At 71.5% G+C, this 22,819-nt stretch carries 20 protein-coding genes; 11 read left to right on the top strand and 9 right to left on the bottom strand.

Going from position 1 to position 22,819, the window contains the following annotated elements; genetic code table 11:
- The first annotated feature begins 73 nt into the window (after positions 1–73).
- The 3 genes from EJ357_RS04725 (at position 74) to EJ357_RS04715 (ending at position 4,488) form a co-directional block, all read left to right on the top strand.
- On the top strand, positions 74–1,333 hold the full coding sequence (locus EJ357_RS04725) for a DUF6777 domain-containing protein (protein WP_228472968.1): 1,260 nt from the start codon (positions 74–76) through the stop codon (positions 1,331–1,333).
- A gap of 153 nt (positions 1,334–1,486) precedes the next feature.
- Entirely contained in the window at positions 1,487–3,580 is a 2,094-nt protein-coding gene (locus EJ357_RS04720) for a SpoIIE family protein phosphatase (protein ID WP_126388901.1), read from the top strand.
- Between the two features lie 44 nt (positions 3,581–3,624).
- Positions 3,625–4,488 carry an Fpg/Nei family DNA glycosylase gene (locus tag EJ357_RS04715; RefSeq protein ID WP_126388899.1) on the top strand — a complete coding sequence of 288 codons (864 nt, stop codon included), beginning with the start codon at positions 3,625–3,627 and terminating at the stop codon, positions 4,486–4,488.
- Between the two features lie 27 nt (positions 4,489–4,515).
- Here the strand turns inward: EJ357_RS04715 and EJ357_RS04710 are convergent, their stop codons facing one another.
- From EJ357_RS04710 to EJ357_RS04700, 3 genes are all read right to left on the bottom strand, one after another.
- Entirely contained in the window at positions 4,516–5,169 is a 654-nt protein-coding gene (locus EJ357_RS04710) for an anti-sigma factor family protein (RefSeq protein ID WP_126388897.1), read from the bottom strand.
- Between the two features lie 151 nt (positions 5,170–5,320).
- Positions 5,321–5,836 (bottom strand): hypothetical protein, encoded by a 516-nt coding sequence (locus tag EJ357_RS04705; protein WP_126388895.1) that lies wholly within the window; start codon positions 5,834–5,836, stop codon positions 5,321–5,323.
- A 148-nt stretch (positions 5,837–5,984) separates the two neighbouring features.
- On the bottom strand, positions 5,985–6,533 hold the full coding sequence (locus EJ357_RS04700) for a sigma-70 family RNA polymerase sigma factor (protein ID WP_126388893.1): 549 nt from the start codon (positions 6,531–6,533) through the stop codon (positions 5,985–5,987).
- 211 nt (positions 6,534–6,744) lie between these two features.
- Here EJ357_RS04700 and EJ357_RS04695 point away from each other — a divergent pair, with 211 nt between their 5' ends.
- Positions 6,745–7,887, top strand: coding sequence for a CapA family protein (locus EJ357_RS04695; RefSeq protein ID WP_126388891.1), 1,143 nt, complete (start codon positions 6,745–6,747; stop codon positions 7,885–7,887).
- Between the two features lie 159 nt (positions 7,888–8,046).
- On the opposite strand, the gene EJ357_RS04685 is transcribed toward EJ357_RS04695, so the two are convergent.
- The gene (locus EJ357_RS04685; RefSeq protein WP_126388889.1) at positions 8,047–8,484 is read right to left on the bottom strand and encodes a pyridoxamine 5'-phosphate oxidase family protein; all 438 of its coding nucleotides are present in this window, start codon (positions 8,482–8,484) and stop codon (positions 8,047–8,049) included.
- A 25-nt stretch (positions 8,485–8,509) separates the two neighbouring features.
- Entirely contained in the window at positions 8,510–8,971 is a 462-nt protein-coding gene (locus tag EJ357_RS04680) for a universal stress protein (protein ID WP_126388887.1), read from the bottom strand.
- Between the two features lie 109 nt (positions 8,972–9,080).
- Here EJ357_RS04680 and lysX point away from each other — a divergent pair, with 109 nt between their 5' ends.
- Both lysX and EJ357_RS04670 read left to right on the top strand, forming a co-directional pair.
- Positions 9,081–12,359 carry a bifunctional lysylphosphatidylglycerol synthetase/lysine--tRNA ligase LysX gene (gene lysX / locus EJ357_RS04675; RefSeq protein ID WP_126388885.1) on the top strand — a complete coding sequence of 1,093 codons (3,279 nt, stop codon included), beginning with the start codon at positions 9,081–9,083 and terminating at the stop codon, positions 12,357–12,359.
- 102 nt (positions 12,360–12,461) lie between these two features.
- Entirely contained in the window at positions 12,462–13,310 is an 849-nt protein-coding gene (locus EJ357_RS04670) for a polysaccharide deacetylase family protein (protein ID WP_126388883.1), read from the top strand.
- A gap of 70 nt (positions 13,311–13,380) precedes the next feature.
- Here EJ357_RS04670 and EJ357_RS04665 read toward each other — a convergent pair whose 3' ends face one another.
- Positions 13,381–14,043, bottom strand: coding sequence for a class F sortase (locus EJ357_RS04665; RefSeq protein WP_126388882.1), 663 nt, complete (start codon positions 14,041–14,043; stop codon positions 13,381–13,383).
- A gap of 331 nt (positions 14,044–14,374) precedes the next feature.
- On the opposite strand from EJ357_RS04665, the gene EJ357_RS04660 reads away from it, so the two are divergent.
- Positions 14,375–14,872: a hypothetical protein gene (locus EJ357_RS04660; RefSeq protein ID WP_126388880.1), complete on the top strand. Its 498-nt coding sequence runs from the start codon at positions 14,375–14,377 to the stop codon at positions 14,870–14,872.
- Between the two features lie 121 nt (positions 14,873–14,993).
- Here the strand turns inward: EJ357_RS04660 and EJ357_RS04655 are convergent, their stop codons facing one another.
- From EJ357_RS04655 to EJ357_RS48140, 3 genes are all read right to left on the bottom strand, one after another.
- On the bottom strand, positions 14,994–15,497 hold the full coding sequence (locus tag EJ357_RS04655) for a hypothetical protein (RefSeq protein WP_126388879.1): 504 nt from the start codon (positions 15,495–15,497) through the stop codon (positions 14,994–14,996).
- Positions 15,498–15,776: 279 nt separating this feature from the next.
- Entirely contained in the window at positions 15,777–16,541 is a 765-nt protein-coding gene (locus tag EJ357_RS04650) for a bestrophin-like domain (protein ID WP_126388877.1), read from the bottom strand.
- A 15-nt stretch (positions 16,542–16,556) separates the two neighbouring features.
- On the bottom strand, positions 16,557–17,153 hold the full coding sequence (locus EJ357_RS48140) for a hypothetical protein (RefSeq protein ID WP_175647213.1): 597 nt from the start codon (positions 17,151–17,153) through the stop codon (positions 16,557–16,559).
- A 318-nt stretch (positions 17,154–17,471) separates the two neighbouring features.
- Between EJ357_RS48140 and EJ357_RS04640 the strand changes: the two genes are divergently transcribed.
- From EJ357_RS04640 to EJ357_RS04625, 4 genes are all read left to right on the top strand, one after another.
- The gene (locus EJ357_RS04640; protein ID WP_126388875.1) at positions 17,472–18,467 is read left to right on the top strand and encodes an SCO0930 family lipoprotein; all 996 of its coding nucleotides are present in this window, start codon (positions 17,472–17,474) and stop codon (positions 18,465–18,467) included.
- Positions 18,468–18,839: 372 nt separating this feature from the next.
- On the top strand, positions 18,840–19,652 hold the full coding sequence (locus EJ357_RS04635; RefSeq protein ID WP_126388873.1) for an SAM-dependent methyltransferase: 813 nt from the start codon (positions 18,840–18,842) through the stop codon (positions 19,650–19,652).
- Positions 19,649–21,784: a putative bifunctional diguanylate cyclase/phosphodiesterase gene (locus EJ357_RS04630; RefSeq protein WP_126388871.1), complete on the top strand. Its 2,136-nt coding sequence runs from the start codon at positions 19,649–19,651 to the stop codon at positions 21,782–21,784. Before EJ357_RS04635 ends, EJ357_RS04630 begins: the two co-directional genes overlap by 4 nt.
- Positions 21,785–21,889: 105 nt before the next feature.
- Positions 21,890–22,792 carry a LysR family transcriptional regulator gene (locus EJ357_RS04625; protein WP_228472966.1) on the top strand — a complete coding sequence of 301 codons (903 nt, stop codon included), beginning with the start codon at positions 21,890–21,892 and terminating at the stop codon, positions 22,790–22,792.
- Positions 22,793–22,819 lie beyond the last annotated feature (27 nt).

Genomic DNA, 22,819 nt, shown 5'->3' with positions numbered 1-22,819 from the left:
TCGCGCCGAGCCCCATGGCGCGCCGAGACGCATGTGACTCTCCGTATACCACCTCTCCGCTTGCGTAACCCGAGTGAGTGAAACAGACAATGGTGCCGAACTGCCCGAGAGCAGGCGGGAGGGCGTGGTGCGGACATCAACCGGAGCCATCGTCACGGCCTGCGCGCTCCCGACAGTGCTCTTCGTCGCCGGCTGGGGCAGCGGCGGGGACAAGGACACCGACGCCGGCCGGGACGTCATCCTCGAACCCGCGGCGGCCAAGGGGCCGGATCCCTTCACGGATTCCACGGCGACCGCCCCGGCCGCCCTGTCTCCGGTCACTCGAACGCCGCAGCCGGCGCGCTCCGGCCGGACCGGACCACAGCACCTGTCCGGCGGCACACCCGGCCTCTACGGCGGCACCCGGGGGACCGGCAGCTGTGATGTGCGGCGCCAGATCGACCACCTCACCTCCGGCGGGGCCAGGGGACGCGTCTTCGCGGCGGCCTCGGGCATCACCCAGGCCTCCATACCCGCCTGTCTGCGGGGCCTGACCCCGGTCGTGCTGCGCGCGGACACCCGGGTCACCGACCACGGGTTCCGCGACGGACGCGGGACCGGCTACCAGTCCGTCCTGCAGGCCGGCACCGCCGTCCTGGTCGACGGCCACGGTATGCCCCGCGTCCGCTGCGCCTGCGGCAACCCGCTCGCCCCGGCCGTCGGTCTGCCGGGCGATCCGGGCCGTCCGGGTAGCGGCGGTCGTTCCTGGTCCGGATACCGGCCGGACCGGGTCGTCGTGGTGGCCCCGACGAACCAGGTGATCACCGACATCACGATCATCGACCTCGCCGACAACACCTGGATCGAGCGGCCCGTCGGTCATCGCGGGCACGACCGCGACCATGTCCTGCCGCGGCCGAAGCCGGTGAGCCCGACTCCGGTTCCGTCTCCGCACCCGGACGACAGCGACTCGCCCGGCGCGGACGGCAGGACGCCCCTGTCCGGCGAGCCCACCTCCCCGGCCGACTGCGTGACGCCGACGGCCCCCGTCGTCCCGGGCGTCACCGAGGACACGCTGACCCCGAGAACGCGTCGGACGCGTCGAACGCGCGGGGCACCGGCCCGGCGGACTGCCCGACGGCCACCGCGACGCCCGCGTCGCCCAGCGCTCCCGACTCCGGCACCGAACCGAAGCCGTCGCCGAGTTCACCCGATGCTCCGAAGTCACCGAACACCCCGGACGCTCCGGACTCCCCGGACGCTCCGGACTCCCCGGACGCGTCGGAATCCTCGGAGCAGACCGGCCCCGAAGCCGTCCCCGAGTCCCCCGACCGGCCCGACGGCGGCGGGCTGATCCCCGACGGGCCGCGCACCACCGACAGCGTCTTCGGCAGCCCCACCGACGTCTTCGACGGCTGACCGACGCACGTGGACAGACCCCGCGTCCGGCGGAACCAGTTCCGTCGCCCCAGTCGAAGATTCCGGCAAAGCCTGGCAAGGTGGCCCCATGGTTGATCGGGGAGCGAGCGCCCTGTCCCTCCCGGACGACTGGCCCGCTCACCCGGACCCGATTCTGGCGCTCAATCGCATGGGCACCTTCGACTGGGACCTGGACACCGGCGTGTTCCACATGGACGCCCAGGCCCACGAGGTGTTCGATCTGCGCCCTGACGAATACGACGGAAACCCCGCCACCCTGGCCATCCGCGTGCCCCCGCCGGAGGGCTACCGGCTGGACGGCATGGTCTCCAAGGCCATGAAGGACGGCAGCGAGAACTACGGCGCCTACTTTCGCATCCGCTGCCGCGACGGCACCCTGCGCTGGACCCACACCCAGGGCTACATCCGCCGGGACGAGACGGGCCGCCCGCGCCGCATCATCGGCATCGTGCGCGACGCCACCGACGAACTCGCCGAGAGCGAGGAGAGGCGCGAGCAGGCCGCCGAGGACGAGGCACGGCGCCGGCAGACCAGCGTCGTCCAGCTCACCACGGCCGCCCTCGCGCACGCCCGTACCGTCCAGGACGTCATCGACGTCCTCAAGGACACCCACGGCCTGAGCAACCTCGGCGCCACCAGCCTGGTCATGGGCCTGGTCGAGGCCGGCCGCATCCGGCTGGTCGCCGAGGGCCCCGCCGGCAGCTTCGTGCCCGGCACCCTGGTCACCCGAATAGACGAGCAGTACCCGATGAGCGAGGTCGTACGGACCCTCAGCCCCCGGTTCATCGAGTCGCCGCAGGAGTTCGCGGACAGCTACCCGATCCTCTGGCCGCACATCACCGACCTCAACATCACGGCAGCGGCCTATCTGCCGTTGATCGCCCAGGCCCGGCCGATCGGCGCGATCGGACTGCTCTACAGCGACCGGGACGGCTTCTCCACCGAGGACCGCAACGTGCTCGTCGCCCTCGGCAGCAGCATCGCGCAGAGCCTGCAGCGGGCCATGTTCTACGAGCAGGAGAAGGACCTCGCCACCGACCTGCAGCAGGCGATGCTGCCGCGCACCATCCCCAGCGTCCCCGGCGCCGACGTCGCCGTCCGCTATCGGGCCGCAGGTGCCGCGGGCTCCCTGGGCCGGGACATCGGCGGTGACTGGTACGACCTGATCCCGCTGCCGGGCGGCCGGGTCGGCGCCGTCATCGGCGACGTCCAGGGCCACGACACGCACGCCGCCGCCGTGATGGGACAGCTCCGCATCGTCCTGCGCGCCTACGCCGCCGAGGGGCACACCCCGGCCACCGTGATGGCCCGCGCCTCCGTGTTCCTGCACGAACTGGACACCGACCGCTTCGCGACCTGCCTGTACGCGGAGGCCGACCTGTCCACCGGAGTCGTACAGGTGGTCCGGGCCGGCCACATCGACCCGCTGATCAGGGAGCCCGGCGGCGCCTGCCGCCGCGTCCAGGTCGAGGGCGGGCTGCCGCTCGGCCTGTCCGCGGAGTTCGGGCGGCTCGAGTACCCGGTCGGCACGATCGAGCTGGACTCCGACCACACCCTGCTCCTGTGCACGGACGGCCTGGTGGAACTGCCCGGCGCCGACCTGGACGACGGCATGCAGACCCTCACCGCGCTCATCGCCACCGGCCCGAACGACGTACGGGACCTCGCGAACCGCCTCATCGACGTGGCCGAGGAACGCGGCGGCGACGACGACGTGGCCCTCCTCCTGCTCCGCCGCCGCGTCCTGGACGCCCCGCAGTCCGGCGGCCGCCTCCAGCAGCACGTCGCCCCCGGCGACCCCGAGGCCCTCACCGCGGCCCGGCACATGATCCGCGCCGCGGTGCGTGCCTGGGGCGCCGAAGACCGGGCCGACGAGATCGAACTGGTCGCCGACGAGCTGATCACCAACGCCCTGATGCACACCGAGGGCTCCGCCATCGTGACCCTGCGGGTCCTCGCCGGCTCCGAGCGCCGGCTGCGTGTCGAGGTCGAGGACTCCTCCAGCGCCCTGCCCCGCCGCCGGGAGGCCGGGGAGTCCGGCGTCTCCGGCCGCGGCCTGCTCCTCGTCGACCTGCTCACGGACGTGTGGGGCGTGGAGGCGCGCGGCGGCGGCAAGGCGGTGTGGTGTGAGTTCGTGGCGCCGGAGCGGCCCGGCGTATGAGGGACAGGCCTGGCGCTGTCGGTGCCGGGTGGCACTCTGGACCTATGCCGGAACTCCCCGAGGTCGAAGCGCTCAAGGACTTCCTGACCGAGAACCTGGTCGGCCACGAGATCGTCCGCGTGCTTCCCGTCGCGATCAGCGTCCTCAAGACGTACGACCCGCCGGTCACCGCCGTCGAGGGCCACGAGGTCACCGCCGTGCACCGCTACGGCAAGTTCCTCGACCTCGCCACGGCGGACGGCCCGCATCTGGTGACCCATCTGGCCCGGGCCGGCTGGCTGCATTGGAAGGACCAGCTGCCGAGCGGCATGCCCCGCCCCGGCAAGGGCCCGCTCGCGCTGCGCGTGGCCCTGGAGACCGGCGCGGGCTTCGACCTGACGGAGGCCGGCACGCAAAAGCGCCTCGCGGTCTACCTCGTCCAGGACCCCCAGCAGGTCCCCGGCGTGGCCAGGCTGGGCCCGGACCCGCTTGCCGAGGACTTCGACGAGACGCGTTTCGCGGCCCTGCTCAAGGACGAGCGGCGGCAGATCAAGGGCGCCCTGCGCGACCAGAGCCTCATCGCCGGGATCGGCAACGCCTACAGCGACGAGATCCTGCACGTGGCGCGGATGTCCCCCTTCAAGCTGGCGTCGTCACTGACAGCCGAGGAGACGGCGAGGCTGTACGAGGCCCTGCGGACGACTCTCACCGAGGCGGTCGAGCGTTCGCGCGGGGTGGCGGCCGGGCGGCTGAAGGCCGAGAAGAAGAGCGGCCTGCGCGTCCACGGCCGCACCGGCGAACCGTGCCCGGTGTGCGGCGACACCGTCCGGGAGGTCTCCTTCAGCGACTCCTCGCTCCAGTACTGCCCGACCTGCCAGACGGGCGGAAAGCCGCTGGCGGACCGCAGGATGTCGAGGCTGCTGAAGTAGCCCGGGACCGGACGGTCGAGCACGGGCCTACTGGGACTTGAGCGTCACCAGGTGCTCGCCGCTCGCCGTCCGTACCTCGTAGCGCACGATCTCGTCCGTGTGCATCGCCGAGGCCCCCGTCATGGTGTTCTCACGGGCGTCATGGTCGGCGGCGTGCCAACTGGTCACGGTCTCCTCCGAGCCGTCCCGGCCGATGGCGATCAGGTGGCAGGCGCGCGGACCCGCGCCGTCCTTCACCTTCAGCTCCACCTGGCTTCCGTAGAGCTCGTTCTCGGTTGTGACCTGCGCCCACACACCCGACCGTGCGTCGGTCGCCTGGACGACCTGGCCGGCCTGCTCGTCGCCGCCGCCCATCAACGCGACCGCGGGCCCGGCGAGGGCGATCACCACCGAGGCCGCCACCGCGTACAGCGTGCGTCGGCGCAGGGCGCGATGGCGGGCCGCCACCGCCTCCAGCAGCCGGTTCAGCATCTGCGGGCCGGGCTTGGCCATGGGGTGCACGAACTGGGGCGTGGACCGCCGGTACAGCAGCAACTGGCGGGTCACAGGCCCGAACTCGGTCACGTGTGCCGCGCAGCGCGGGCACTCCATGAGGTGGTCCTCGAAGCGGAATGCCTCCGCCTCGGTCAGCACGCCGAGCGCGTACGCGGCGACGTCGCGATGCCTCTCCAGGGACCTCATGCCGAATCCTCGTGCCGTTGGGTGTGGGGTGTGTTACTCCTTGCGCCCACTGGTACGCACCAGGCAGTCGAATCACTCAAGGCCTACACAGAATCGCAACCAAGGGATTCGGAGCGGCCGGGGACGAGGATTGGTCCGAGGAGAAAAGAACTCAAAAAAGATGGATGGCGAGGTGCCCGAGCGGCAGCCCGAGCTGCCACGCGGGCGTCCACACCTTCGGCCCCTCGTCCTCGCCGACCAGCGCACCACCGCCGGGGACCGCGTTCAGATCGGGCGCGAGCAGCTCCGTCTCCTGCAGCCAGCGCCAGGCCGCCTCGGCCAGCTCCAGGTCGGGCGCGGGCCCGCCGGACTCGGCCGCCTCGGCCGCGAGGCCCGCCATGCGCTCGCGCACCCAGTCCTGCCACGGCTGGTCGTACGCCGTCAGCGACAGCCAGGTCTCCAGCTGGGTGACGACCCGGATGCCGGACAGCTCGCCGTCGGTGTCGGAGAGGAAGATGGTCAGCGCCAGGGCGTCTCGCCCGGCGCGGAACTCGAAGGACGTCGGTGGCATGAGATCGCCGGTGCGCAGCAGCTCGTCGGCGATGTACTCGGCGTACAACCACGCCATGGGGACGGTGAGTTCACCGCCGCCGGTGCCGTCCGTGCTCTCCTGACCTCTGTGCAGCATCCCTTCCTGCCTTCCTCCGGTGAGTGCGTCGCCCGACCCGGGGCCCTTGGACCCTGGGGCCCAATCCGGAACACGGATGAGGACAGCCGATTACTCAACCGGTGTCCTCAGCAAGGCGCTTTACGGAGGTTTGACTAAGCCGTCGGTTTCACCGCAGGTCGGCCGCGTATCCCGGAAGCACCCTGCGCAGGGCGCGCAGCGCATAGTAAGCGCGGGACTTCACGGTACCGGGCGGAATTCCAAGAGTTTCCGCGGCCTCCGCAACACTCGCCCCTTGGAAGTACACGAGCACCAGGACTTCACGGTGCTCGGGAGTGAGTGTCTTCACAGCCTCGCGGACGTCGAGCACTTCGGCGGCCCGCTCGGCGTGGTCGGACATCACCCGCGCGTTCTCCAGGATCGCGTCCCCGACCTCCGGCGGCCGCGCCTGCCGGGCCCGCCGCGCGTCGATCGCGAGCCGCCGCCCGACGGTCAGCAGCCACGGCCGTACGGATTCGAAGTCGTCCGCGCGCAGCGCCTCGGGATGCTGCCAGGCGCGCACCAGCGTCTCCTGCACGAGGTCCTCGGCGCGCTGCCGGTCGCCGTCGCAGAGCCGGAGCAGCAGCGCGAAGAGGGGCCGGCCGTGCTCGCGCTGCAGCGCGGCGAGCTCGTGCTCGGCGGTCGTCGTCCCGTTCGTCAGGGTGGTTCCGGCCGTCATGGCCGTATGGCATCGCAGGCGGCCACTGTGGGACAGGGCACACGCAGGGATCTGCGGCGGACGGTCGATCGCGTCGGCGAACGGTACGACGAACGGTCCCTTCCGCCTACCGGGGACGGGCCGGACGGGCTAACGGAAGCGGCCGGATTGTTTGCGGTCGAGTCCGGATTCATACGTATTGATGGGTAATACGACCACTCGGGGTGAGTTGATGATTGCACGCAGTCGACTTGTGGCCATGGCCCTGACGGCCGTCCTCGCCGCGGGCGCCGCATGCCAGGCCGACAACCGCAAGGCGGGGCAACCGGGCGCCTCCGCCGACCCCCGCAGCTTCACGCTCGTCGCCTCCGGCGGCATCCTTCCGCACACCTCGGTCATCGACCGTGCGCGTTTCGACGCGGGCGGGTCCGGCTACGACTTCCGCCCGATGCTGGCCGGTGTCCAGCCCCTGGTCTCCCGCGCCGATCTGGCGCTGTGTCATATGGAGACCGTCTACGGCGAGGGGGGCGAGTACACCGGATACCCCACCTTCAAATCTCCGCCGGAGGTCGCCCGAGGTGTCGCCGCCACCGGCTACGACGCCTGCTCCACCGCCTCCAGCCACAGCCTCGACGACGGCGCCGCCGGAATCCTGCGCACCCTCAACGCCCTGGACCAGGCGCGCGTACGGCACACGGGAACGGCGCGCTCCGAGGGCGAGGCGCGCTCCGTGACGGTGCTGCGCGCGGGCTCGGCCAAGGTCGCGCATCTGTCGTACACGTACGGAGTCAACGGCTTCCCGCTGCCACCGGGGCAGCCCTGGGCCGTCAACATGATCGACAAGGCCAAGATCCAGGCCGACGCCCGGGCCGCCCGGAAAGGGGGTGCCGACGTGGTCGTCGTATCGCTGCACTGGGGGACCGAATGGCAGGACGATCCCGACAGCTCGCAAGTGGCCCTCGCCCGTGAGCTCACGGGCGCCGGCGACGACGACCGGCCCGACATCGACCTGATCCTCGGCACCCACGCCCATGTCCCGCAGGCCTACGAGAAGGTCAACGGCACCTGGGTCGTCTACGGCATGGGCGACCAGGTCGCGGGCGCGATGTACAACGAGCAGGGCGTCCAGGACCCGCGTGGCAACCAGTCCACCCTCGCCCGCTTCACCTTCGCTCCGCCGGAGGGGTCCGGTCGGCGCTGGGAGGTGGAGAAGGCGGAGTTCATTCCGCAGTTGTTCGACATCGACGCCGGCCGGGTGATCAACCTCAACCGGGCACTGGCCCAGGGCGCCGAGCTGCGCGGCGTGCGGGACCGGATCAGGGATGTCGTGCTGAGCCGGGGGGCCGGGGACGACGGGCTGGTGATGGGGGAGTAGCGCCGAGCGGTCAGTCCGCGTCCGCGCCGTGGTCGAAGGTCTTCAGCATCTGCTTCAGCACGTGCGTGCACGCCCGGAGTTCGGCGTCGGGTCAGATCGCCGCCGACCTGCCGGTTCAGGGCTGCTGGACTTCCTGCGGACCCTCTGACCCCGGTCGGCTCAGTGTGCGACCGCGTAACTCAGGTCCCGCACGCTGAGCGACGCCGGCTCCAGACGCAGCCACACCGTTCCGCGCTCGGCCGGGTCGTCGTGCAGATAGCGCACGAACCTCGGGTCCCAGCGGGCCTCGTCCGGCCCCAGGTAGCGGACGAGCTTGCGCCGGCCCCGAGGGACGTCGAACGGGACGACCTCGGCCCGGCCCCGCGCGATCACCTGGCGCACCAGCCCCGTGGCCGGATCGCACTCGTCGACCACGAGAGCCACGGCCGGGTCGTCCCGGACCCGCTGGAGGAGCCGTGCCCACGGCCCGGTCAGGATCCAGAAGGCGCCGTCCTCCCAGAGGAACCAGACCGGGCGCACCGTCGGCCCGTTCGTCGCGATGCGCGCGGTCAGCGGCCGCTGGAGGAAGGCGTCGACGTCGAAGGGGTGAGAATCCATCACCCAGGTCTACGCCACCATGCCGCTACGGCACCACGGTCACCGGCCACCGCCCCGCCTTGACCAACCGCACCGCGACGGAGCCGACGATCCGGTGCCCGGCCTGCTCGGAGGCGCCCACCACCACGGCGTCGGCCTTCAGGTCGTCCGCCGCCCGCACCAGCCCGTTGTAGGGGTCGCCGGGGAAGGTGTGGAACTCCCAGCGGATGTCGAATATCCCCTTGACCCGCTCGGTCGCCTCCCGGATCTCGGCGATCAGGCCCTCGGCGATCTCGTCCGTCGTCTCCGCGACCGGCACCCCGAGGGCCGCGCCCGCCGCCATCACCGGCTGCACGTACACGACGGCGAGCAGGGCGTGCTGCCGTCGGGCCAGGCCCGCGGCGTAGGCCGCCGCGCGGAACGAGGAGTCGGAGCCGTCCACCCCGACCACGATGACCTTGGGCCCGTCCGTGCCCCGCTCGAACTGGTGCGAGTGCTGATCCGTCACGGCACGGAGGCTATCGGAAGCCGCAGGTCCCGCCGCCGGGCAGGGCACTCACACGGAACCGGAGGGCTCTCGACGGGCGAGGAGGCCGCAGGCTTCCTACAGTCGGAGCATGAGTGCCACCGTGGAGGCCGCCCCGGCGAAGGACACCGCGGGCCGGACACGGCCGCCCGGGAACGGCTTTCTCAGCAGGGTGCCGGAGGGTTACGCGACCTTCTTCGGCGCCCTCGGACTGCTGTGCGTCCTGCTGGCCCTCATCCCGCCACTGCGCACCGCGCTCCGTCCGGTCGTACGCGTCCTCGACCAGCTCATCGTCCCGGTCAGCGCCAACCTCGCCTACGCCGTCTTCCTCTTCCTGCTCGCCGCCGCGACCGCGGCCCGCAAGAAGGTCGCCTGGTGGCTGGTGGTCGTCTATCTGGGCCTGCTGGTCCTGACCGACGCCCTCGGCACGGCGTTCGGCGACTACTCCGACAACGTCCCGTCCCTGATCGTGTGCAGCCTCGCCCTGGCCCTGCTCATCGTCGCCCGCAAGGAGTTCTACGCCGCCTCCCGCCGCGCCGCCCTGCGCCGGGCCCTCGGCGTCCTGGTCGTCGGCCTCGCCGTGGGCATCCTCGTCGGCTGGGGGCTCGTCGAGCTGTTCCCCGGCACACTGCCGCGCGGCCAGCGGCTGGCGTGGGCCGCCGACCGGGTCTGCGGCGGCCTCGTCTCCGGCACCACCTACGACGGGCGGCCACCGCGCCCCCTGTACTTCCTGCTCGGCCTGTTCGGCGCCCTCGCCCTGCTGAACGCCGCCGCGACCCTGTTCCGCTCGCAGCGCATGGAGGCCGCCCTGCACGACGACGAGGAGGCCCGCATCCGCGCCCTGCTCAAGGCGTACGGCGACCAGGACTCCCTCGGCTACTTCGCCACCCGGCGCGACAAGGCCGTCGTCTTCTCACCCAGCGCCAAGGCCGCCGTCACCTACCGCGTCGAGGCCGGAGTGTGCCTCGCCAGCGGGGACCCGGTGGGCGACCGGGAGGCCTGGCCGCACGCCATCGCCGTCTGGCTGGACCTGGCCCGCCGCTACGCCTGGGTGCCCGCCGCGATGGGCGCCTCCGAGGACGGTGCCCGGGCCTACGCCCGCGCCGGACTCGGCGCCCTCCAACTCGGCGACGAGGCGATCCTGTACGTACCGGACTTCGACCTCGACGGCCGCGACATGCGGGTCACCCGGCAGGCCGTGCACCGCGTCCGGCGCACCGGCGCCCACTGCCGTATCCGCCGCCACTCCGCCCTCAGCGAGGCGGAGATGGAGGAGGTGACCCGCAAGGCCGACGCCTGGCGCGACACCGAGACCGAGCGCGGCTTCTCCATGGCCCTGGACCGCCTCGGCGACCCGGCCGACGGCGACTGTCTGCTCGTCGAGGCCCTCGGCGAGGACGGCCAACTGCTCGCCGTGCTCTCCTTCGTGCCCTGGGGCAGGGAGGGCATCTCCCTGGACCTGATGCGCCGTAACCGGGGCGCCCCCAACGGGGTCATGGAGTTCATGGTCGCCGACGTGTGCGCGGCGGCACCGAAGATGGGCATCCGCAGGATCTCGCTGAACTTCGCCGTGTTCCGCTCGGTCTTCGAGGAGGGCGCCCGCATCGGCGCCGGACCGGTGCTGCGGCTGTGGCGGCGCCTGCTGCTGTTCTTCTCCAAGTGGTGGCAGCTGGAGGCCCTCTACCGCTCCAACGCCAAGTACCGCCCCCAGTGGTTCCCGCGCTTCCTCTGCTACGGCGAGGCCGCCTCCCTCGCCCGCATCGGCCTCGCCTCCGCAATCGCCGAGGGATTCGTCTCCGTACCGTCGCTGCGCAAACTCCGCAGAAAGGGGCACCCGAGGAACGGACCGCGTCCGGCGACCACCGAAGGACTGCCCTCGCTGGCGGCGCTCGGCCTCGACGGAGGGGACGAGGCCGGGGCGGCCGGGCCGGATGCGGGCCTGCCCGAACAGGTCCGCATCCGGCACCACACCCTCGACCGGCTCCGCGCGGGCGGCCTGGACCCCTACCCGGTGGGCATCCCGGCGCGCACCCACGCCCTCGCCGATGTCCGCGCGGGCGAACAGGTCACCGTCGCCGGCCGGATCATGCTCGTGCGCGACTTCGGCGGCATCGTCTTCGCCGTCCTGCGCGACTGGTCCGGCGACCACCAACTCGCCCTCACCCGGGGGGACTCCGGCGCCGCCCTCGACCGCTTCACCGCCGACACCGACATCGGCGACCTCATCAGCGCCACCGGCCCGGCCGGCGTCAGCGACAAGGGCGAGCCCACCGTCTTCGTCACCTCCTGGCAGCTCATCGGCAAGTGCCTGCGCCCCCTGCCCGACAAGCGCCGCGGCCTCGCCGACCCCGAGACCAGGGTGCGCATGCGCTACCTCGACCTGGTCTCCAGCCCCGCCGCCCGCGACGTGGTCCGCGCCCGCTCCCACGCCGTCCAGGCCCTGCGCCAGGGCCTGCTGGAGCGCGGCTACCTCGAGGTCGAGACGCCGGTGCTGCAACAGATCCACGGCGGCGCCAACGCCCGCCCCTTCACCACCCACATCAACGCCTACGACCTCGACCTCTACCTGCGCATCGCCCCCGAGCTGTATCTCAAGCGACTGTGCGTCGGCGGCATGGAGAAGGTCTTCGAGATGGGCCGCACCTTCCGCAACGAGGGCGTCGACTACAAGCACAACCCCGAGTTCACGATCCTGGAGGCCTACCAGGCGTACGCCGACTACGACGTGATGCTCGACCTCGTCCGTGAGCTCATCCAGGGCTCCGCGACCGCCGCCTTCGGCTCGCCGATCGCCCGCAAGGACGGCAAGGAGTGGGACATCTCCGGGCAGTGGCCGGTCAAGACGGTGTACGGCGCGATCTCCGAGGTGCTGGGGGAGGAGATCGACCCCGACACCGAACTGCTCAGGCTGCACCGGCACTGCGACCGTGTGGGCGTGCCCTACACGGCCGACGACGGCCACGGCGACGTCGTCCTGGAGATGTACGAGCGGCTCGTCGAGGAGAGGACCCAGCTGCCCACCTTCTACAAGGACTTCCCGACCGACGTCTCCCCGCTCACCCGCCAGCACCGGGTGGATCCGCGGCTCGCCGAGCGCTGGGACCTCGTCGCCTTCGGCACCGAACTCGGCACCGCCTACTCCGAGCTCACCGACCCCGTCGAACAGCGCCGCCGCCTCACCGCCCAGTCCCTGCTCGCCACCGGCGGGGACCCCGAGGCGATGGAACTCGACGAGGAGTTCCTCGACGCCCTGGAGTACGCCATGCCGCCCACCGGCGGCCTCGGCATCGGCGTGGACCGCCTGGTCATGTTCCTCACCGGCCTGACGATCCGGGAGACCCTGCCGTTCCCGCTGGTCCGCCGCCGCTGACCGGGCGTCATGGGCGCCGGTGCTGAGCCGGTCGGGCGTTTTGATGCCGCCGTACCGGTGCCGACGTGGTGCGTCGGTCCCTCACCGGGCGACTGATCATTCATGACGAAGGATCAGTCGCTCGCACGTTCGCTCACGCGACGCCGCGCGCTGCTCGCCGGTGCCGCCGCCGTCGGAGCCGCCGGCACCGCCGGATGGTTGGCGTCGGTCGCGGGCGAGGAGCCGATCCGGCCCGCCGCCCCGGCCGCGGGCCCGCACGCGTCTCGCGCGCTCAAGCCCTCCGCCCACCGGCTCCAGCCCCTCACGGGGTACGGCCCGCCCCGCGCGGCGCCCCGCCGGACCCTCATCAGGCGCAAGCCGTTCCTGCGCGTGTCCGGACGCGGCCGCGCCATGGTGCTGACCTTCGACGACGGACCCGACGCCCGCTACACCCCGTACATCCTGGACACCCTGCGCGAGTACGACGTACGCGCCATGTTCTTCGTGTGCGGCGAGATGGTCGCCGAGAACAAGGACCTCGTGGCGCGCATGGCCGACGAGGGTCACGTCGTCGGCAACCACACCTGGTCCCACCCGCTGCTCACCCGCCTCAGCCGCCGCCGGATCCGCGCCGAGATGGAACGCACCTGCGACATCGTCGAGGAGGCGTACGGCGAACGCCCCGCCTGGTTCCGCGCGCCCTACGGCGCCTGGAACCGCGCCACCTTCCAACTCGGCGCCGACCTGGGCATGGAACCGCTGGCCTGGACCGTCGACACCCTCGACTGGACCACGCCCGGCACCCGCACGATCGTCGACCGGGTCGAGGACGGCGCCGCCCCCGGCGTCGTGGTCCTCTCGCACGACGCCGGGGGTGACCGCACCCAGAGCGTCCTGGCCCTGCGCGCCTATCTGCCGCAGCTGCTGGACTCCGGGTATTTCGTCACCGTGCCGGAACGGAAGTACACCTGACCGCAACGGCAGTACACCTGACGGGACCGGAAGAAGATGGGGCGGATTTCGCCGGCCCGGCGAGGAACGCTCAGCGGACCTCGACCAGGCTGGCGAAAGCGACGACGTTCCCGTCATAGCCGTTCTGCTTCGAGAAACCCCCACCGCACGTGATGACCCGCAATTCGGCGCTCCCTTTCGACGCGTAGACCCGGTCGCCGGGGAAGTTGTTCTTCGCGAACACCTCGACGCCGTACACCTCGAAAACGGCCGTCTTCCCGTCCTGGCGGGAGACCTCGACGCGACCTCCGCGCTTGAGCGCGCCGAGGCTGTAGAACACGGCCGGACCCTGGGTGTTGTCGACATGGCCGACGACCACCGCGGTGCCCTTCTCCCCGGGGGACACCGAGCCGGTGAACCAGCCCCCCAGGTTCGGGTCCTCCGGCGGCGGGGCGCCGACCCAGCCGTCCACGTCCAGGCCGACCGGGATCACCGGCGCGTCGACCTGGATCGAGGGGATGCGGACCCGGTCCGGCAGGGCGTACGGGAGCGGCTGCGTCACACCGGCGAAGACGCCGCCGGACACCTGGCGGTCCGCGGCCGCCGCCGACGCGGGCTGCGGCGGGCCCACCTCGAACTCCCCGGACCCGTTGCGAATGAGCGCGAGACCGGTCAGCAGCACAAGCGCTATCACGCCCCAAGGAGCGTGCTTCTTGCGCCGCTCCTCCTCTTCGGCCACCTCGGACCCGTACATTCGACTTCCCCTCTCGACGCGCCGGTCGCCCCGTCCATCGCGCATACCAGAACGCTAAGTCCCACGCAGAGAACCGGCGACGGGGGTGGATACGAACGGGTGGCCCGCCGCATTCGGTGCGCCATCCGAGTTGCCGCCGACCGGAAAATTCTGACGGTCCGTGACCTGCGGCAATTCCGATTGTGGGCTTGTCCGTAGGCGTGTCCTCTCACCAGGACGGACCATCGCCGAAATGCGGCCTCGGGCACGGCATCTGAGGGTCTTTCTGGGAGGCGCTTTCTCGCCGATTCGACCGGGGACGGTTCCCGGGGTGTCTTCCGCGGAGGATCACATGCGTACTACCAGTGCCCTGGCGGCCGCCGCCACCGCGGTCGCCGCTCTCGGCCTCGCCGCTCCGGTGGCCGCGGCCCGGGACGGGATGCCCATCGGACCGAGCAACATCGTCGCCCTGCCCAGCGTCATCGCGCGCGGCGGGCAGTTGACCATCACCGTCGACGGCTGCCCGCAGGGCGGCACCGCGACCTCGGACGCGTTCCGGCCCACGTCGCTGACCCCCGTGGGCGGCAGCACGGCCAAGGGCACCGCGACGATCGACAACCGCGCGAGGCCGGGCGCGCACAGCATCACCGTCACCTGCACCAACGCGGGCAGGCCCCTGACCCACCCGAACGCGTTCACCGTCATCGGCGGCGTCCGCGGCGGTCTCGGCGGCAGCACCGCCACGGGCGCGACGCCGACCGACATGGCCATCGGAGGTGGGCTCATTGCCATGGCCGTCATCGGTGGCGGGGTGTTCTGGATGCGGCGGCGGGCGGAGAAGCGGATCTGACCGTTGCCCGTCGCAGACAGCTCGCACGTTCCTCAGGGCTTCGCCCCGGATCCCCCACGAGGGGGCCGGGGCGAAGTCCTTTGTGCGCGGGCGCCGGTGTCAGGTGCCCCTCTCGCCGGTGTCAGTTGCCGTCCTCGTCGCCGCGGCGCCGCGAGAGGTGGTGGGCCGTTCCGAGCGAGGCCGCGATCAGCGCGGCGCCCATGCAGATCTCCTTCAGGTTCAGGTCGGCCAGGCTGCCGCCCTCACCCGCCTCCACGCCCTTGTGCCAGTGCGGGGCGGCGACCTCCCGGCCGTCGGCGATGGTGAGGTCCAGGTCCTGCCAGAAGGTGCCGCAGTGGAACGACACCTCGTACCGGGCCCCCGGTTCGGCGTCCCGGTCCACCACGATCCCGGCCGACGTCCGCCCCCGGGGAATGATGATCGTGTCGAAGATCCCCGACGACACGCTGACACTCTGCTCGCAGCCGATCGCGTGCAGCGTGACCCGTTCACCGGGGGCGACGGTGGAGGGCAGCACGGCGGCCCGGAGTCCCTCGGTGTCGCCACGGGCCTGGGCGGCGGGTGCGGTCAGGAGGAGGGCGCCGACGCCCAGCAGTGCGGCCGAAGCGACGCGTATCGCGCGCATGATGTTCCCTCCGGGTCCCCGAGGAGCAGCTGCGGACCCTTGCCCGCTGGCGTCGGACGTGCACCTCGATGATCGGAACGCTAGGAAGGCGCGCACACGGACGCGATCGCTGTCGTGCGAATGGGGCAGGCGTGTGGGCCGCTCAGGGGACGAAGCCGCCGCGAACGGGGGACGGGAGCGGCGTGGCGGCACCATGTGCGGTGCCATCGTCGCCTCGCCACGTCCCCCGGCGGCCGTCGGGTGGGGCCCGTCAACGGGCCCCCGGCAGGTGAGGGCGCGTCAGCCCTTGGCCTGTGGGAAGAGTTCCAGGAACGGTTCCGCCGATGCCGTGACACCACGGCTGTACGGCGCGTCGAAGTCCCAGATGAGGAAGAGCAGGAAGGCGATCAGCGCGGAGAACAGCCCGGCGAGGATCAGCTCGCGGGGCGTGCGCCGGATCTGCAGGGCGAAGATCATCCCGATGGTGATCAGCCCCCCGGCGATGAGCCCGAACCACACCACGCCCGGCATGGTCTCCCCGGTCGAGTTGGCGCGGGCGTTGCGCGCCTGGTCGGCGGCGGTCACCTGGTCCAGAAGCGGCTGGTAGGCCTGCGCCTCGAAGTCCGTCCTCGGCTTGTAGTCGGTGACGTCCTCACGGATGCGCTGGAAGAGCTCGGCGCCGCGGTCGGTGACCCGGGCGTCGTCGGCCATCGTCTTCCACTCGGTGGTGACGACGTGTCCGACATAGGTGTTGACGTCGGCACGAATACGGTCACGGATGTCGGCGGGATAGACCCGGACCCGTTCCGAGACCTCGTGCAGCGCCACGGCCTCCGCCTGGACGTGGTCCTGGGCGGCGCTGCGGCCCTCCCACACGCCGGCGATGGCAAGGCCCAGGACAATGGCGTACACCACACCGATCCACATCGTCATGTACTCGATGACGTCCGGGGTCTCGGAGGGATCCTCGTCCTCGGGGGCCGTGCGGTGCCGTAGGAGGGTCACGATGACCACCACGGCGCAGGCGGCCAGCATCGCGAGGGTGAGAACAAGCCATTCCGGCAAGAGAAGCCTCCAGGTTCAGCGCGGACGCAGCGCGGCGACGGCGGCGATCGCGGGCGCCGCGATGAGCAGGACGAAGGTGAGGGGCGACGGGGCGTCGTGGGCCGCCCGCCGGTGCGCGGTGGCGCGGTAGGGCGGGTAGTGCACGGGGGTGGCGGACGGGCTCGGGGTGGGCTTCGCCGACGGCTTCGGTGCCGGTTTCGGCGTCGGGGTGGGCGTCGGCGTCGGCGTGGGGACCGGCCTCGGGCGAGGTGGGGCGGGCCGGGGAGCCGGTGCCGCCGGGGGCGGTGGCGGTGGGGGCTCGGGCTTCGGAGTGGGTGTGGTCTTCGGCGGTGGCGTGGGGGTGGGGTCCGGGGTGGGCGTCGGTGTCGGTGTCGGGGTGGGTGTAGGTGTCGGGGTGGGCGTCGGCGACGGCGCCGGGCACTGCGTGGGCGTCGGCCAGGTGAGGGTTCCGACGACGGCCACCGCGTGCGCGCCGTCGGGGCCGGTGTCGGCGTAGGCGCAGACGTCGGCCACGGCCACACCGGCCGGTGCCGCCACCAGGAGCCAGGTCAGCGTGACCAGCGTCAACGCCCTTGTGGTGAGCGTGGATTGGATCGGTTCGAGTCCATGCACGACGAAGATCTTGAGTCCCGTGCACGTTCCCACGCGCCGGAGCGGGACCGGATTGCCTCGAACGGGCGACGTATGGCCCTCGAAAGGTTTGCCCGGAGGGCGCGTGAGTGACCGTCGAGGCGCACACGCGTGCGACGGGAGGGGGGTGGGGCCCCTGGTGGAGCGGCCGGTCTCACAGCTGTGATGCGGGAGGTGTCACAGCTTTCGGAAAGAAATTTGTGCGTCGGTTGAACACGAACGTAGCCCCCATGCGTACCCAATGTCGTGCGGCGGCGCAGCAGGGCGCTGCAACACCCTTGTGAGTATGGGGAGTTGACGATGAAGACCTCGTGGCGGAGCGCCTCGCTCGTGGTGAGCGCCGTGGCAGTGCTGGCGCTGACGACGGCATGCGGCTCGGAAACCGCCCCGCCGGCGAGCAGCCAGAACGTGGGTGCCACGGCCGCGGCAGGTGATTACGGAAGCGCCGGTACCGGCCTTGGGAACGGATCCGGGTACGACGCCGGTGCGGCCGGCCAGGAAGGCGCCGCCACGCCGACCGCCTCCGCCGGTGAGCTGTCCGTCTCCACCAACGAGGAGCTCGGCGAGGTGCTGACCGACAGCGCCGGCCTGACGCTCTACCGCTTCGACAAGGACGTCGCCGAGCCGCCCAAGTCGAACTGTGACGGCGACTGCGCGAAGAAGTGGCCGCCGGTCCCCGCCGACGACGCCACGGCCGGCGCCGGTATCGACGACGCGGTGCTCGGCTCGGTCACCCGCCCCGACGGCACCAAGCAGCTGACGGTCGACGGCTGGCCGGCCTACCGCTTCGCCAAGGACACCCAGGCGGGCGATGTCAACGGGCAGGGCGTGGGCGGCACTTGGTACGCGCTCGCCCCCACCGGCAAGAAGGCGCAAGGAGGGCAAGGAGGCGGCGCCGAGGCCGCCGACCTGCCCGGTCTGTCCACGCGCAAGGACCCCAAGCTGGGCGAGATCGTCATCGACAAGAACGGCCACACGGTCTACCGCTTCATGAAGGACTCGCCCTGGCCGATGAAGACGGCGTGCACCGGCGAGTGCCTGGAGAAGTGGCCGGTCATCGCCCCGGTCGACGCCTCGGACACCGAGGGCATCGATCTGAAGGGGTCCGGTCCCAGGGGCCAGGGCTACGTCGTCTTCGACCGGCCCGACGGCATCAAGCAGCAGACCATCGACTGCGTACCGATCTACACCTTCGCGGGCGACAAGAAGCCCGGAGACACCAACGGTCAGGGCGTGGGCGGCACTTGGTTCGCCATTCGCCCCGACGGCAAGCCGGTCGGCGCGTCGGAGCAGTAGAGATCACACCTCCCCAGGGTTGATCGCCTCACCCAGCCGAGTACGCACCACGGAAGGGAGGGACGAAGAAGCGAGAGTGCCGGACGAACGGACGGCGCGCCCGACCCACCGGTCCGCCCCCTGAGCTCCACGCGCAGGGGGCGGACCGGTTTGCCGTCATTCACCGGTATTCTTCGGCGTCTTTCACCATGGTTCGGAACTCTGTGGAATGCTTCGGATGCTTTTGACAGAGGCCGCGTGGGGCATCAATTCGGCACGTGCCGCTGGCAGTGACCGGGAACGGATGGTCAATTTCCGTTTCCGCTCGCTCCTTTGGCGGGCGATCAGTAGCCTCAGCTCGAACACCGGATCGCCTAAGCCTTGGAGAGATAGATGGAGCGTCCCGCCTGGGCCCCACGGGGCATCGACATCTCGGTGCCCAGTGTCTCGCGGATCTACGACTACTACCTGGGCGGTTCGCACAACTTCGAGGTCGACCGGGAAGCGGCCCGCAAGGCCATGGAGTTCATGCCGGGGCTTCCCAAGATCATGCAGGCCAACCGGGCGTTCATGCGCCGTGCCGTGCGCTTCGCGGTCGACGAGGGCATCACGCAGTTCCTGGACATAGGCTCCGGCATCCCGACGTTCGGCAACGTCCACGAGGTGGCCCAGGCCGCCAGCCCCGACGCGCGTGTGGTGTACGTCGACCACGACCCGGTCGCCGTCGCGCACAGCCAGGCCGTCCTGGAGGGCAACGACGGCGCGGACATCGTCGCCGCGGACCTGCTCAAGCCGAAGGAGATCCTGGCCAGTTCGCAGGTCGAGGACCTCATCGACCTGAACCGGCCAGTGGCGCTGCTGCTCGTTGCCATACTGCACTTCGTGGAGGACGAGGACGACCCGTACGAGGCGGTGGCCGAGCTGCGCGACGCGCTCGCGCCCGGCAGCATGCTGGTGCTCACCCATGCCTCGTACGAGGGAATCCCGCTGCCCGAGGAGCGGGCCAAGGGCACGGTCGACGTGTACAAGGACATTCGCAACCCGCTGATCATGCGTTCGCGCGACGGGATCGCGCGGTTCTTCGAGGGGTACGACATGGTGGAACCCGGACTGGTGCCGATGCCGCACTGGCGGCCGGACACCGCACCGGAGGACGAGGATCCGTATGCCTTCTCCGGTTTCGCCGGCGTGGGACGTACGGCGTGAGCGCGGGGCCGGACGGGCCGGAGGACAGACTGCGCCGGTTCGCGACGATCTGGAGCCGGGCGGTCTTCCCGGTGACCTCGACGTCGTCGACCCGGCCGGAGTTCGAGGAGCAGCTGCTGCCGCTGGCCCGGCGGTTGAGCGAGGCGCTCAGGGCCAGGACGTTCGACGCGGACGAGGGCAGGGCGGTCGGCGCCGCGCTCGTCACCGCGCACTGCACCGACCCCGAGGCGCTCAGCCGCTCGCTGGACTGCGTCGACGCCTACCTGGTGCTCTACTGCGGCGCCGGCGGCGACCAGGAGGACCTGCGGGCACGCTCCTCGCGGCTCCAGCACGCCATGGCCGCCGGCTTCGCCCAGGCGCTGCGCGAGCGGACGCTGGCCGAGCAGGAGGCGATCTCCGCGGCCGCCCTCAAGGCGCAGGGCGTCGTGGCGCAGGCGCTGCACGCCACCGAGGCCCGCTTCCGCGCGGTGTTCGAGGGCGCGGCCATAGGCATCGGCATCGCAGACCTGTCGGGCCAGGTCCTCCAGGTCAACGGTGCGCTGCTGCGGATGTTCGGCGTCTCCGAGCAGACCATGCAGGGCCGCAACGTCATGGAGTGGACCCACCCCGAGGACGCTCCGCAGACCTGGAAGCTCTACGACGAGCTCGTACGCGGCGAGCGTGAGCACTACCACGTCGAGAAGGCGTTCTACCGACCTGACGGAACGGTCCTGTGGACCAACCTCACGGTCTCCCTGCTGCGCGACCCCGACGGCAACCCGCAGTACCAGCTGGCCCTGATGGAGGACACCACCGAGCGCCGGCTGCTCAATCTGCGGCTGCGCTACGAGGCCACGCACGACGCCCTCACGGGCCTGCCCAACCGCACGTTCTTCTTCGAACGCCTGGAGAAGGCACTGGGTGCCGGCGAAGGACAGCGGTTCGGCCTGTGCTACCTCGACCTGGACGGCTTCAAGACCGTCAACGACAGCCTGGGCCACGCGGCCGGCGACCGGCTGCTCGTCGAGGTCGCCGACCGGCTGCAGGCCTGTGCCACCGCGCCCGGCGAGATGGTCGCGCGCCTCGGCGGCGACGAGTTCGTGGCGCTGACCACCGGCCCCGACACCGAGCACGAGGTCGACGAACTCGCCGCCCGCATCATGAACGCGCTGATCGCCCCGATCAGCGTCGACGGCCGCGAACTGACCGTGCGCGGCAGCATCGGCATCGTCGAGGGCCCGGCCGGGGAGCGCAGCCCGGCGGAGGTGCTGCGCAGCGCCGACATCACCATGTACCGGGCCAAGTCGGCGGGCGGCAACCGTTTCGAGCTCGCCGACGAGGAGGCCGACGCCCGCGCCATCACCCGGCACGGTCTGACCACCGCGCTGCCGACGGCCCTGGACCGGGGCGAGTTCTTCATCGAGTACCAGCCCCTGGTCCACCTCGGCGACGGCAGTGTGCGCGGCGCGGAGGCCCTGGTGCGCTGGCTGCATCCGCAGCACGGCGTCCTCGGACCGGACCGGTTCATCCCGCTCGCCGAGCACACCGGGCTCATCGTGCCGCTCGGCCGCTGGGTCCTGGAGCAGTCGGTGCGGCAGGCGCGCGAGTGGCGAGAACGTCACGACGATGCGGGCCCGCTCCGCATCAACGTCAACCTCTCACCCTGCCAGCTCACCCATCCCGGGCTGGTCCAGGACACGGTGGACATCCTGGAGCGCGCGGGTGTCGAGCCGCAGTCCCTCTGCCTGGAGGTCACCGAGTCGGCCCTCATCGGCGCCGACGACGACCTTCTCAAGCCCCTGCGCAGGCTCGCCGAGATGGGCGTCGACATCGCCCTGGACGACTTCGGCACCGGCTACTCCAACCTGGCCAACCTGCGCCGGCTGCCGGTGAGCATCCTCAAGCTCGACCGCTCCTTCACCCAGAGCATGCAGCAGTTCCCGGCCGATCCCGTCGACCTCAAGATCGTCGAGGGAATCGTCTCCCTGGCCCACAGCCTGAGCCTCGCGGTGACCGTGGAGGGCGTGGAGACCGGTGCCCAGGCCGAGCAGCTGCGGATCCTGGGCTGCGACACGGCCCAGGGCTGGTACTACGCCCGCCCGGGCCCGCCGGAGCGGCTGCACGAGCTGGCGCTGGTGGACGCGACGGGCTGAACGCCGGGACCGTACGGGACAGGGGGTGGGGGCGCTCCTTCCCCCCTCCCGTACGGCCGGCCCTCGCGCGGGTACGGCCTGCTCACGGTCGTATAGCGTGAAGCCATGCCTGACGGGCCGATCGATCTGGATCTGCGCAAGCTGCGCTACTTCGTGGCCGTGGCCGAGCGCAGGCACTTCGGCCAGGCGGCCCTCGCCCTGCACGTCACCCAGCCCGCGCTGTCCAGACAGGTGCGGCAGTTGGAGCACGACCTGCGGGTCGAACTGTTCACCCGCAGCACGCGTGACGTCGCGCTCACGCCGGCCGGCGAACAGTTCCTGCGCGACGCCAAGGCACTGCTCGCCGCTTCGGAGGCCGCCCAGGAGCGGGCCCGGCGCATCAGTGCCGGGGACGACGCGCTGGTCGTCGGGTTCATGCTCGGCACGGACGTCAGCCTCGCGCTGAACGCGTTCTCCGGGCAGCATCCCCATGTGTCCATCGAGCTGGTCCGGCTGCGCTGGTGGAGCCAGGCGCGGGTGCTGCTGGACGGCGGCGTCGACGTCGGGTTCGTACGGCCGCCTGTGGAGGCCGACGGGGTGGATCTGCTCCCCCTGTACCCCGAGCACCTCACCGCCGTCCTGCCCGTCGATCACCCGCGAGCACGGGACGCCAAGGTCGTCCTCGCCGCCCTGGCCGACGATCCGGTCCTGGAGTACGCCGACGCGGCCGAGGCCTGGTCGGCCGTGTGGAACGCCGACCCACGCCCCGACGGCACCCGGCCCGGCCACGGCCCCGCCTTCCACGACATGGAGGAACTGCTGGGCTACGTCCGGGGCGGGCGCGGGATCGCGTTCGTACCGAACTCCGTCGCGGCCGCGTTCCCCCGGTCCGACATCGCCTACGTCCCGGTCGCCGACGTACCGCCGGGCCAGGTGGCCCTCGCCTGGAACGGCGCGCGCCGCTCGCCGCTCGTCACGGGCTTCGTCGAGGCGGTCGGTGCGGCCGTGCGGGTGAGCGGGAGGACCTAGACCTGCGTTCATGCCGACTCGGCATGA

The sequence above is a fragment of the Streptomyces cyaneochromogenes genome (genome assembly GCF_003963535.1).
In the GTDB taxonomy this organism is placed as follows: domain Bacteria; phylum Actinomycetota; class Actinomycetes; order Streptomycetales; family Streptomycetaceae; genus Streptomyces; species Streptomyces shaanxiensis.
This window is presented reverse-complemented; position numbering and strand designations above follow the sequence as displayed.

Excerpts from the sequence above, each read along its gene's own strand:
- EJ357_RS04720 (WP_126388901.1), top strand. The coding sequence starts at position 1,487 with ATGGTTGATCGGGGAGCGAGCGCCCTGTCCCTCCCGGACGACTGGCCC.
- EJ357_RS04715 (WP_126388899.1), top strand. The coding sequence starts at position 3,625 with ATGCCGGAACTCCCCGAGGTCGAAGCGCTCAAGGACTTCCTGACCGAG.
- EJ357_RS04710 (WP_126388897.1), bottom strand. The coding sequence starts at position 5,169 with ATGAGGTCCCTGGAGAGGCATCGCGACGTCGCCGCGTACGCGCTCGGC.
- EJ357_RS04705 (WP_126388895.1), bottom strand. The coding sequence starts at position 5,836 with ATGCTGCACAGAGGTCAGGAGAGCACGGACGGCACCGGCGGCGGTGAA.
- EJ357_RS04700 (WP_126388893.1), bottom strand. The coding sequence starts at position 6,533 with ATGACGGCCGGAACCACCCTGACGAACGGGACGACGACCGCCGAGCAC.
- EJ357_RS04695 (WP_126388891.1), top strand. The coding sequence starts at position 6,745 with ATGATTGCACGCAGTCGACTTGTGGCCATGGCCCTGACGGCCGTCCTC.
- EJ357_RS04685 (WP_126388889.1), bottom strand. The coding sequence starts at position 8,484 with ATGGATTCTCACCCCTTCGACGTCGACGCCTTCCTCCAGCGGCCGCTG.
- lysX (WP_126388885.1), top strand. The coding sequence starts at position 9,081 with ATGAGTGCCACCGTGGAGGCCGCCCCGGCGAAGGACACCGCGGGCCGG.
- EJ357_RS04670 (WP_126388883.1), top strand. The coding sequence starts at position 12,462 with ATGACGAAGGATCAGTCGCTCGCACGTTCGCTCACGCGACGCCGCGCG.
- EJ357_RS04665 (WP_126388882.1), bottom strand. The coding sequence starts at position 14,043 with ATGTACGGGTCCGAGGTGGCCGAAGAGGAGGAGCGGCGCAAGAAGCAC.
- EJ357_RS04660 (WP_126388880.1), top strand. The coding sequence starts at position 14,375 with ATGCGTACTACCAGTGCCCTGGCGGCCGCCGCCACCGCGGTCGCCGCT.
- EJ357_RS04655 (WP_126388879.1), bottom strand. The coding sequence starts at position 15,497 with ATGCGCGCGATACGCGTCGCTTCGGCCGCACTGCTGGGCGTCGGCGCC.
- EJ357_RS04640 (WP_126388875.1), top strand. The coding sequence starts at position 17,472 with ATGAAGACCTCGTGGCGGAGCGCCTCGCTCGTGGTGAGCGCCGTGGCA.
- EJ357_RS04635 (WP_126388873.1), top strand. The coding sequence starts at position 18,840 with ATGGAGCGTCCCGCCTGGGCCCCACGGGGCATCGACATCTCGGTGCCC.
- EJ357_RS04625 (WP_228472966.1), top strand. The coding sequence starts at position 21,890 with ATGCCTGACGGGCCGATCGATCTGGATCTGCGCAAGCTGCGCTACTTC.